General features: G+C 62.8%; 8 protein-coding genes. All 8 read right to left on the bottom strand.

Annotated elements, in window-relative coordinates; all coding sequences use genetic code 11:
• Window positions 1-175 precede the first annotated feature (175 nt).
• Window positions 176-1,534 (bottom strand): MFS transporter, encoded by a 1,359-nt coding sequence (locus Mgrana_RS01905; protein WP_119355908.1) that lies wholly within the window; start codon window positions 1,532-1,534, stop codon window positions 176-178.
• Entirely contained in the window at window positions 1,534-2,868 is a 1,335-nt protein-coding gene (locus tag Mgrana_RS01900; RefSeq protein ID WP_119355907.1) for an MFS transporter, read from the bottom strand. The genes Mgrana_RS01905 and Mgrana_RS01900 overlap by 1 nt, the downstream gene beginning before the upstream one ends.
• A complete protein-coding gene (narI, locus tag Mgrana_RS01895) occupies window positions 2,855-3,625 on the bottom strand; it encodes a respiratory nitrate reductase subunit gamma (protein ID WP_119355906.1) in 771 nt (256 codons plus the stop codon). The genes Mgrana_RS01900 and narI overlap by 14 nt, the downstream gene beginning before the upstream one ends.
• The gene (locus Mgrana_RS01890; protein ID WP_240631207.1) at window positions 3,622-4,212 is read right to left on the bottom strand and encodes a molecular chaperone TorD family protein; all 591 of its coding nucleotides are present in this window, start codon (window positions 4,210-4,212) and stop codon (window positions 3,622-3,624) included. Before Mgrana_RS01890 ends, narI begins: the two co-directional genes overlap by 4 nt.
• A 2-nt stretch (window positions 4,213-4,214) precedes the next feature.
• The gene (narH, locus tag Mgrana_RS01885; RefSeq protein ID WP_119355905.1) at window positions 4,215-5,723 is read right to left on the bottom strand and encodes a nitrate reductase subunit beta; all 1,509 of its coding nucleotides are present in this window, start codon (window positions 5,721-5,723) and stop codon (window positions 4,215-4,217) included.
• 94 nt (window positions 5,724-5,817) lie between these two features.
• Window positions 5,818-9,408, bottom strand: coding sequence for a nitrate reductase subunit alpha (locus Mgrana_RS01880; RefSeq protein WP_119355904.1), 3,591 nt, complete (start codon window positions 9,406-9,408; stop codon window positions 5,818-5,820).
• The gene (locus Mgrana_RS01875) at window positions 9,405-10,205 is read right to left on the bottom strand and encodes a c-type cytochrome (protein WP_119355903.1); all 801 of its coding nucleotides are present in this window, start codon (window positions 10,203-10,205) and stop codon (window positions 9,405-9,407) included. Before Mgrana_RS01875 ends, Mgrana_RS01880 begins: the two co-directional genes overlap by 4 nt.
• A complete protein-coding gene (locus tag Mgrana_RS01870) occupies window positions 10,202-10,405 on the bottom strand; it encodes a hypothetical protein (RefSeq protein ID WP_119355902.1) in 204 nt (67 codons plus the stop codon). Before Mgrana_RS01870 ends, Mgrana_RS01875 begins: the two co-directional genes overlap by 4 nt.
• Between the last annotated feature and the right edge of the window lie 70 nt (window positions 10,406-10,475).

Raw genomic sequence — 10,475 nt, 5'->3', positions numbered from 1 at the left:
GCGTTTACCCTTCTGGGGCAGTTCCAGCCCCAGCAGCTCCCCCGCCCATACCCCCATCCGCACCCCCAGCACCTGGCGAGGGCAGAGGTGACGGTGCAGCTCTGAGCTTCGCCTCAGAAGTTCGGCTGTAGGGGGGGGAGGCATTCGCGCTTCCTCTCTTTGAGGCCAGTTTACCTCAGCAGGGTTTCTCGGCCCCCCGCCGGGCATAAAAGTACCAGTTGAGGAAAAAGTTGATCGCATAAAATCCCGCCACTCCGTAGAAGAACGCGGTGGGGTGCCCTATCCGAGCAATGATCGCAGCAAGCGTCAGCGAGAAGAAAAAGGGACCATAGGCGGCAACAGCTGCGGTCCAGCCGATCACCCCCCCGGCCTTGCGCGGTTCGAAGATCATCGGCATCTGCTTGAAGGTGCTGGCGTTGCCGATCCCGGCGAAGAAAAAGAGCAGCAGCATGAAGCCCACGAAGTAGGGGAACTGCTCGAGCGAGCTGGGGTTGACAAAGAAGCTCATCCCTACCGCGCTCAAGAGCATGCCCAGGGTGCTGAGCTGGGTTAGCCGGGCCCCGCCCAGCCGGTCCGCCAGGAAGCCAAAGATCACCCGCACGGTTGAGCCCACCAGCGGACCCCAAAAGGCCAGAGCCAGGGGGTCGGGCGCGCCCTCGAACCTGCCGTACAGCTGCCGGATCAGCAGCGCAAACACCGCCGAGAACCCCGAGAAGGAACCGAAGGTGGCGAGGTACAAGCTGGTCATGATCCAGGTGTGTTTATCGCGGAAGATGTCGAACTGCTCGCGGAAGTTGGCCCGCACCGGCACGCTCTTGAGGAAGGCCCAGGCCAGTCCGGCCCCGATCAGGATGAACAGCGTCCAGACCAGGGCCGCGTTGTGGAGCCAGATGGGGCTCGAGAGCCCGTTCTTGGCGGTGAAGTTCTGGGGATTGCCCAGGTTCACAATCCCACTGGCAAAAAGGGCAAACCCCACCACCCAGGGGGTGAGGAACTGCACCACACTCACCCCGAAATTGCCGATCCCAGCCTGGATACCCAGCGCGCTGCCCTGCAACCGCTTGGGGAAGAAGTAGCTGGTCGAGGGCATGAAACCGGAGAAGTTCCCCCCTCCGATCCCGGCCAAGAAAGCCAGCAGCAAGAGTGCCCAGTAGGGGGTATCGGGGTTTTGGATGGCATAGCTCCAGCCCAGGACTGGAATCAGCAGGAGCAGGGTGGAAAAGGTGACCAGGTGGCGGGTTCCCAGGATGGGGGGCAGGAAGGTCCAGAGGATCCGCAGGGTTCCCCCGGCCAGCCCCGGCATAGCGGTGAGCCAGAAAAGCTGGGTGGTGGTGAACCTAAAACCCACCCCAGGCAGCTTGACCACGATGGCCGAGACCATGAACCACACGATGAAGGAAAGGGTCAGGGTGTAGGTGGTGATCCAGAGGGTGCGCCAGGCCAGGCGCTGCCCTCGACCCTCCCAAAAAGAGGGATTTTCGGGTTCCCAGCTCGAAAGCCAGGTTCCGTCCTTGGTGGGGAGGCTCGGCGACATCAGCGACCTCCTTCAGGGCTGTGCTCAAAGCTGTGCTCGAGGTGAGGGGCCGCTCGGTTGAGCAGCGAGAGCACGGTCAGGTGCATCCATATCGCCGCCACCAAGGTGAGGAGGAAGAGCACCAGGAAGGTGGTCTGGGGCAAGCCCGTCCAGCTCTGGGCGTAAGCGAAGAGCGGCGGAAGGAAGAACCCGCCCAGTGCCCCCAGCATCCCCACCAGCCCCCCCACCGCCCCCACGTCCTTGGGGAAGTACTCGGGGATATGTTTGTAGACCGCAGCCTTGCCCACACCCATACCCGTCCCGATCAAGAAAACCAGGGCGGTAAAAAGCCAGAGGCTCATGTGCCAGGGAAGCACCTCACGGTTTCCCGAGGCCAGCTCGAGCACAATGTGCCCCTCCGGCATCATCAACACACCGGAGGCCAGGAGCATCAGCCCGAAGGTCCAGTACATCACCCGCCGGGCCCCGTAGCGGTCGGAGAAATAGCCCCCTACTGGGCGCAGCAGGCTGGCCGGGAAGATGAAGAGGGCGGTGAGGAGGGCCGCCTGGTACAGCGGCAGCCCAAACACGTCCACGTAGTACTTGGGCAGCCAGGCCGAGAGGGCCACGTAGGCCCCGAAGACCACCACGTAGTAGAGGCTGAAGCGCCAGACCCGGATGTTCCGCAGGGGACGCAGCATCTCCAGGAAGGGCCGCCCCTGCCCTGGTTTACGATCTGCGCGGGGGGTGAAGAGCCACATGGCCAGGGCCATCAAGACCAGCAAGACGGCGTACAGGAACGGCACAAAACGCCAGCCGCCCGGCATCAAGCCGCCCAGGTAGCCCGCTGCCGGCACCGAGGCGATGAGGGCCGGTCCGATAAACTTGGTCACGCTGGCACCCACATTGCCGGCTCCGAAGACCCCCAGGGCAAAGCCCTGCTGCTCGCGGGGGAACCAGGCGGCGTTCCAGGCGATGCCCACACTGAAGGCGTTGCCGGCAAAACCTACCAGGAAGGCATAGAGGAGCAGCGCCGGGTAGCTGGTGGCCTGAGAGACCAGGTAGGCCGGGATGGCAGTGAAGAGGAGCATGACCGTAAAGACCCCCCGGCCTCCGTAGCGGTCGGCGAGGATGCCGGCCAGAAGCCGCCACAGGGAGCCATTCAGGATGGCCACCGCCGAGAGCCAGCTGAGCTGCACGTCGGTCAGGCCGAACTCCTTGCGGATGGGGATGCCCAGCACCCCAAACATCAGCCATACCGCAAACATCAGGGTAAAACCGAGGGTGGAAAGGGTCAGCACCTCCAGACGCGCTTTGCGCTCGAAGGCGCTGGGCGTGGCGCTAGTCTGAACCATAAGCGCCTCCTTTGTCTTGCAGGGCGGCCTGGGGCTTGGCGGATGTTGGGTATGGTGGGGCAACCGGTGGAATCGGCTGCAAACGGCGCGGCTTGCGTACCCAGATTACGAGCTGCCAGGGTCGCCACAGGTAGCCCAGCGGTACCGTGAGGATGTGGATCAACCGGGTGAAGGGAAAGACCGCCAGCAGCACCCAGAAGTTGAAGACGTGCAGTTGAATCCAGAAGGGGAGATCGGCGACCAGCTCGGGGCGGGGGCGCAGGGTGAAGATGGACCAGAGGTAGGGGGTGAAGACCGAAGGAAACCAGAAAGAGCCGTAGCGGTACATCACGGCGGTCAGGATGCCGGTGAGGATCGAGACCAGGAGGAGCAGTAGCACGATTACATCGGTGGGCCGGGTTACGGCCAGGATGCGCCGATTGGAAAGGCGGCGGTAGAGCAGTACCAACAGCCCACCCAGTGTCCAGAGGGCCAGGGCCAGGCCGGTGATCTCGAGCAGGTACAGCCTCATGGGCACTGCGTTCCACAGCAAGAGCCCCTGCGGAACCAACAGCGCAGCCAGGTGCCCCAGCAAGATGATCAGCAGGCCCCAGTGAAAGGGCACCGAGCCAAAGTAGAGCAACTTGCGCTCTAAGAGCTGGCTGGACAGGCTAGAAACGCTAAAGGGCTTGCCCCGCATCCGCTGAAAGCTGACGATGATCAGAAGGGCCAGGGCCACATAGGGAAACACCTGAAACAAGAGGATATTCCAGTTCATTCGTTACCTCCCTTCCAGAACGGGAGATTGCGCACCAGGGAGCCCATCACGACGGGAAGCGGAGAGGTTTGCTCAGGTATTGCAGCCAGCTTGGTATAGGGTTTGACCGCCTCGAGTGTCCCTTCCAGGAGCAGCAGATAGGGGTTTTGGGGCTCGAGGGTCTTGAGCGTGTGGACGATCTGGTGCAGGGCCGGCCCCAGGAGTTGTAAAAGCTCGGGTAGGGGGGTTTCGGCCACGGCCAGGTAGCGCAGCACCGGGATCAGGTGGTCGGGTATCTCGCCTGCCGTGTCTATGCCCAGTCCCAGGTACGCCGCGTTGAGCTCGGCCATCAAGCGCCCGCGCCGGTAGTCCTCGCCATAGACCGCGTAGCCGATGTAGGGCGCGGTGAGTGGAGTGAGCTCGAGGGTGCGGGTATAAAGCTCCTCCCGCTCAGAAAGCCTGAGTTCGGAGATGGCCCCCAGGAAGCGCTCGAGTAAATCTTTGGCTCGAGTCTTCGGCAAAGCGTTGACCCGCTCCCAGAGCGCTTTTGTAGAGCCAGCAGTGGGGTATTGATAAGCGAGCGCCAGGGTTTGCAGCAGAACTTTCACGGCTAATCCCCCCTCACGGGTAACTCGATAAACCCGACCCCCGTCTCTCCTTTGTGTGCCAGGGGGTCGTTCCAGACTTCTGTGGCCATCTCGCGGTGGTAGGGCGGCACCACAAAGCGCTCCTGTAGGGTGGGCTTGGTGGTGAGCTGGTAAATGGCCTCGATCTCCTCGGGGGTGGTGCCTGCCGCCTCCACGATTTTCAGGGTGGCTGGGTCTATGCTTCCTTCCACACTCTGACGGCGCTTGTAGATGCGTACTGCCAGCAACTTGCGCAGGATGGGTTTGATTACCTCCACATTGCCCGCCGCGAACAGGTTGGCCAGATACTCCAGGGGCAGGCGGGCTTTTTCCAGGTGGTTGAACAGCTCAAAATCTACCTTTTCGGGCGGGAGCTCGAGCCGCACCAGTCCCTCTTCGATGCTGCTCACGATGGGCGAGAGCGGGGGGATGTAGAAGAGCATGGCCATGGTGCGATACTCGGGGTGTAGCGGCAGGGCCAGCTTCCATACCTTGACGAACTTGTACACGGGCGAAGCCTGCGCGGCCTTGATCCAGTCCTCGCCCAGGCCGTTAGCCCTGGCCGCCGCAATCACCTGGGGGTCGAAGGGGTCGAGGATCGCGTCCAGTTGGGCCTGCACCAGTTCCTGAGTCTCGGCGTTCGCCGCCGTAGCAATCCGGTCGGCGTCGTAGAGGATGGCCCCCAGGTAGCGGATGCGGCCCACGCAGGAGTGGAAGCAGGCCGGGGCCTGGCCGGTCTCGAGGCGGGGGAAGCACAGGATGCACTTCTCGCTCTTGCCGGTGGCCCAGTTGTAGTAGACCTTCTTGTAGGGGCAGGCCGCCACACACATGCGCCAGCCCTTGCACTTGTTCTCGTTGACCAGCACCACCCCATCCTCGGCGCGTTTATAGATAGCGCCGCTGGGGCAGGCCGCCACACAGGCCGGGTTCAGGCAGTGGTTGCAGATGCGTGGCAGGTAGTTGAAGGCCACCCGCTCAATCTCGGCCATCTGGGCCTGAATCTCCGGGGCCACGCCCACCCAGTTGGGGTCGTTCTGGGCGTACAGGTTGCTTCCGCCCAGGTCGTCGTCCCAGTTGGGGCCCGCTTCCAGGTTCATGGGTTCGCCGGTAATCATCGAGACCGGGCGGGCTACCGGCTGGTCGTCGCCCTCGGGGGCACTGAAGAGGTTCTGGTAGTCGAAGGTGAAGGGCTCGTAGTAGTCGTCGAGTTCAGGCAGGGCGGGGTTATAAAACAGGTTAGTCAGGCCGCGGGCACGGGAATGAAGCCGGAGCTCCAACTGGCCGTTTTTCTTCTCCCAGCCCCCCTTGAACCGCTCCTGGTCTTCCCAGCCGGTGGGGTAGCCGGTGCCGGGCCGGGTCTCGACGTTGTTCCACCACATGTACTCGGTGCCCTTGCGGTCGGTCCAGAGGTTTTTGCAGGCCACCGAACAGGTGTGGCACCCGATGCACTTATCGAGGTGGAAGGTCATTGAGATGTGAGCACGGACATTCATAGTTCTCCTTCGGAGGTGTCAAAGGTCGCAGGTCGCAAGTCGCATGACAAAAAGCTTTTGATCTGAGACCTGCGACATGAGACTTGAGACATCCTCACCATTTCGGCTCCTCTACCCGCCGCACGTACACGAAGGTGTCGCGGTTGACCCCCACCGGCCCCCAGTAGTTGAAGGCGTAGGTGAACTGGGCGTAGCCGCCGCTCATCAGCACGGGCTTCAGGCGGGCGCGGGTGATGGAGTTGTTCATACCGGCCCGTTTGCCCCGCAGGGGCGACTTGGGGATGCTCAGGGTGCGCTCGGTGGCGTGGTAGACAAAGACCGTGCCCCTGGGGATGCGAGCCGAAACGATGCAGCGCTGCACAAAGACCCCGTTATCGTTGAAGAGTTCCACCCAGTCGTTGTCGCGGATGCCCAGCTCGGCAGCGTCTTTGTCGTTAAGCCAGATGGGGTAGCCCCCCCTCGAGAGGGTCATCATGCGGTGGTTGTCGGAGTAGGTGGAGTGGATGCTCCACTTGCCGTGCGGGGTGATGTAGTTCAAGAGCTTGCCCTGGGCCTGGGCTTTGGAGATTTCGGTTTCCAGCAGCATGGAGTGGTCGGGGCGCGGCTTGTAGGTGGGCAGGTGCTCGCCCCAGGCCAGGTAGTTCGGGTGGTCGAGGTAGAAGTGCTGCCGTCCGCTCAGGGTGCGCCAGGGGATGAGCCGCTCGAGGTTCAGGGTGAAGGGGCTATAAGCCCGGCCCCCATTGATGATGGCGCTCCAGGTGGGGGTGGTGAGCTGGCGACGCGGCTGGGCCACCAGGTCGGAGAAGCTGATGCGGGTGTCGCGCACCGGCTCGGCCAGGTCGGAGAGCTTTACACCGGTTTTCTTTTCCTCGTCTTTGAACGCTCGGTAGGCCAGTTCGCCGTTGGAGACCGGGTCGAGGTAAAGGATGGCCTCGGCGACCTGTTTGGCGTCCTCGAGGCTGGGGTACACGCGCCCGTTTAGCCTGCGGCCCTGGCGCTGGCGCAGGTCGTCGTAGAAGTCGGCTGCCGGAATGGTCAGGCCGTGCATCCCCACGCCGTTCTTTTCGAGGGTGTCGCCCAGCGAGATCATCTTCTCGTACACCAGTGGGTACTGCCGCTCGACGATGCGGAACTTGGGCAGGGTCTTGCCGGGGATGGGCTCGACCTGGCCTTTCTTCCAGTCGCGGTCATCGGGCTGGGCCAGCTCGTCGGGGGTATCGTGCTGGAGCGGAATCATCACGATGTCCTTGACGGGTTTGGAGAGGTGCGTTTGGGCCAGCTCAGAAAACTTCTGGGCCACGGCCTTGTAAATCTCCCAGTCACTTTTCGATTCCCATAAAGGCGGAACCGCCGCCTGCATGGGGTTGATGTAGGTGTGCATGTCGGTGGTGTTGAGGTCTTCTTTTTCGTACCAGGAGGCGGTGGGCAGCACGATGTCGGAGTAGAGGGCGCTGGTATCCATGCGGAAGTTCAGATCCACCACCAGGTCCAGCTTGCCCTGGGGGGCTTCCTTGCGATACCGCACCTCCGAGACGTGCCCATTGGCCTGTTCCTCGGCCACCGCATTGGTGTGCGTACCCAGGTAGTGCTTGAGGAAGAACTCGTGCCCCTTGGCCGAGGTGCCGATGGCGTTGCCCCGCCAGATGAACCAGACCCTGGGCCAGTTGGCGGGCGCGTCAGGGTCGTCTATGGCGAACTCTAATCGCCCCTCCTTGAGTTGCTGCACCACGTGGGCGATGATCTCCGCGTCGGTCTGGGCCCCGGCTTTCTGGGCTTCCTCGACCACTTCCAGACTGGACTTGTTGAACTGCGGGAAGAAGGGTAGCCAGCCCTTGCGCACGGCGCGGGCCTGGTGGTCTATGGTGTGGTCGGTTCTGGAGCCTACGGTCTTGTCGTAGTCCTTGTAGCCCCGCTCGTAGCGCCACTGGTCGGAGTGGACGTAGTGGAAGCTGGGGGTGTTTTGCTGGCGGGAGGGGTAGCCCCAGTCGCCCGCAAAGGCAATGGGCCCCCAACTGGCCTGGTTGGCAAGCTTCTCCTGCCCCACATAGTGGGCCAGCCCGCCGCCGTTCACCCCCACCGCGCCGGTGAGCATCAGCGCCACGATGCCCGCGCGGTACAGCAGGTTGTTGTGGTACCAGTGGTTGGCCCCGGCCCCGATAATAATCAGGTTCTTACCCTGGGTCTTTTCGCCGTTTTCGGCCCACTCGCGGGCGTAGCGGATCAGGGTCTCGCGGTGGATGCCGGTGTACTGCTCCTGCCAGGCCGGGGTATAGGGGCCTGCTTCCTCGTAGGAACTGGGATAATCGCCCTCCAGGCCGCGATCCACCCCGAACTGGGCCAGCAGCAGGTCGAAGACGGTGGTGACCGTAATTTGCTGACCATCCTTGCTGGTGATGTGCTTCACGGGCACACCGCGTCTGGACTTTTTGTCTGCGCCGAAGTCGTCGAACTCGAGCGGTTCCACCCCGTCGGCAACCTCCCTAAAACTCAGCAGTGGGCTAATTTCCTCACCCGTCTTGGCATCCTTAAGCTCTAAATTCCACTTACCTTTCTCGCTCTGCCAGCGAAACCCAATCGTCCCGCCAGGCATCCTGGGTCGCCCGGCCTTCTCGTCCCAGACCAGCAGTTTCCAGTCGCCGTTCTCTTCAGTTGAGTAATCCGCAAGTTGATTGGCCCGCAGATAGCGCCCCGGCCTGCCGTCTTTGACCTCGACCAGAATCGGACTGTCGGTGTAGCGCTTGAGGTAATCCAAGAAGTAGGGCACTTGCTTCAAGACGTAAAACTCCTTCAGGATGACGTGGTTCACCGCCATCCAGAAGGCTCCGTCCTGGCCTGGATTAATCGGCAGCCACCAGTCGGCGTACTTGGCCACCTGGTTGAAGTCCGGGGCAAAAACCGTGAACTTGGCCCCGGCGTAGCGCCCCTCGGCGATGTAGTGGGTATCGGGGGTGCGGGTCATGTTCAGGTTGGAGCCCACCACCGCAATAAAGCGGGCGTTGTACCAGTCGGCGGCCTCGTGCACATCGGTCTGCTCCCCCCAGATTTCGGGAGAAGCGTTGGGCAGGTCGCAGTACCAGTCGTAAAAGCTCAACGGCACCCCGCCCAGGAGCGAGAGGAACCTCGAGCCCGCCGCATACGAAATTTGCGACATGGCGGGAATCGGGCTAAAGCCAATTACCCGGTCGGGGCCGTGCTGCTGGATGGTGTGCACCAGCGAAGCCGCAATAATTTCCAGCGCTTCGTCCCAGCTAAACCGCCGGTAGCCGCCCTTGCCCCGCGCCCGCTGCCAGCGTTTGCGCTTCTCGGGGTCGTTCACCAGGCTTTTCCAGGCCTCTACCGGGTCGGGGTGTTTCTCCTTTGCTTCGCGCCACAGGTCGAGCAGGGCCCCGCGCACGTAGGGGTACTTGACCCGGATGGGGCTGTACAGATACCACGAATAGCTCACCCCGCGCTGACAGCCCCGAGGGGTAATGTCGGGCAGGTTGGGGTCAATGGCCGGGTAGTCGGTGGCCTGGAGCTCCCAGGTCACGATGCCGTCCTTGACAAACACCTCCCAACTACAACTGCCGGTGCAGTTGACCCCGTGGGTGGTGCGGACCCGCTTGTCGTGGGCGAAGCGGTTTCTGTAAAACTCCTCCCACTTGCGTTCGGTGGGGGCTTCGAGTTCCTTAATCCAGTCGCTCATGCGCTCCTCCTGCTGCGTATCCGTTCGGCCAGGCCCACCCGGCGGTTGCTCCAGAAGGTGTACGTCAGAACGAACAGCACCACTACCCCAACCAAACCTGCCAATGCCATGCGCCACATATCGGACTGGTTGGTGTTGGCGGGCTGGCCTGCTGTCTGGGCAAAGAATGCGGTGAGGGCCGAGATTTCTTCAGGGGTGAGGGGTTTGCCCTGGTAGCTTTCGCGCATCACCGGGAAGGCGATGTTGCTGAGTACGCCTTGAATGCCCGCCGCTCCCAGGCGGGTGTGCAGGTCGGTGAGGTTGCGCCCCAGGCTGCCCCCACCCATGGGGCCAAGGTTGCCTGCCGTGTGGCAGGCCATGCAGGGCGCACCGCCGTTCTGCAAGCGGGTCTGCCCACTAAAGAGGGCTCTGCCTTGGGCCGCGAGTTCGGGGCTCGCAGCCGGGGTAGGTTGCGGGGATGCTGCCGGGGGGGAAGCCTTTCCTCCCAAGCCCTTTAGATAGGCCACAATGGCCTTGGCGTCGGCCTCGGAGACCTGGGGCATGGCGGGCATTGTTCCGTTGTAGGCCTGCCCAGCCACCTCGAGCGGCCCACTGAGGCCCTCCCGAATCACCTTGAGCACGTGGGCTTCATCGGCTGCCCGGGGGTTCGCGGCCAGGGGCGGGAAGACGCCTGGGATGCCCTGGGCGGTGGGCCCGTGGCAGCCTGCACAATGGCTTTGGTAGAGGGCCTGGCCATCCTGGGCCCAAGCCAGACCCCAAAGCACACCCGCCCATAGAATCAGGGGGATTCCCTTCATGCCAACCTCCTGTTTGTGCGATCTTGTTCTGATTCCAGCCAGGACAGAAGCGCCTCGAGCTCGAAGAAGGGACGCTCGAGGCCCGTCCGGGCATCCTTGATGCGGCCTTCCCAGTGGCCGGCCTCATCCGGCCACAACAGCACCAGATACACCGGCGACTTGGGCGGGGGTAGGTTGCGGGGGGTGGGCTCCTGGGCCATACACCCCTAGCTTTCCCCTACCCTCTAAACGCCCGCTTACAGCCTCGGGACATTTGCACCATTCGAAGCC

This window comes from Meiothermus granaticius NBRC 107808 (assembly GCF_003574355.1).
GTDB lineage: Bacteria > Deinococcota > Deinococci > Deinococcales > Thermaceae > Meiothermus > Meiothermus granaticius.
The sequence above is the reverse complement of the archived record's forward strand: the minus strand, read 5'-3'. Positions and strand labels throughout refer to the sequence as shown.

Bases quoted from the DNA above. Each gene is read 5' to 3' on its own strand.
- narI (WP_119355906.1), bottom strand. From the start codon at position 3,625: ATGAACTGGAATATCCTCTTGTTTCAGGTGTTTCCCTATGTGGCCCTG.
- Mgrana_RS01880 (WP_119355904.1), bottom strand. From the start codon at position 9,408: ATGAGCGACTGGATTAAGGAACTCGAAGCCCCCACCGAACGCAAGTGG.
- Mgrana_RS01870 (WP_119355902.1), bottom strand. From the start codon at position 10,405: ATGGCCCAGGAGCCCACCCCCCGCAACCTACCCCCGCCCAAGTCGCCG.
- Mgrana_RS01900 (WP_119355907.1), bottom strand. From the start codon at position 2,868: ATGGTTCAGACTAGCGCCACGCCCAGCGCCTTCGAGCGCAAAGCGCGT.
- narH (WP_119355905.1), bottom strand. From the start codon at position 5,723: ATGAATGTCCGTGCTCACATCTCAATGACCTTCCACCTCGATAAGTGC.
- Mgrana_RS01875 (WP_119355903.1), bottom strand. From the start codon at position 10,205: ATGAAGGGAATCCCCCTGATTCTATGGGCGGGTGTGCTTTGGGGTCTG.
- Mgrana_RS01905 (WP_119355908.1), bottom strand. From the start codon at position 1,534: ATGTCGCCGAGCCTCCCCACCAAGGACGGAACCTGGCTTTCGAGCTGG.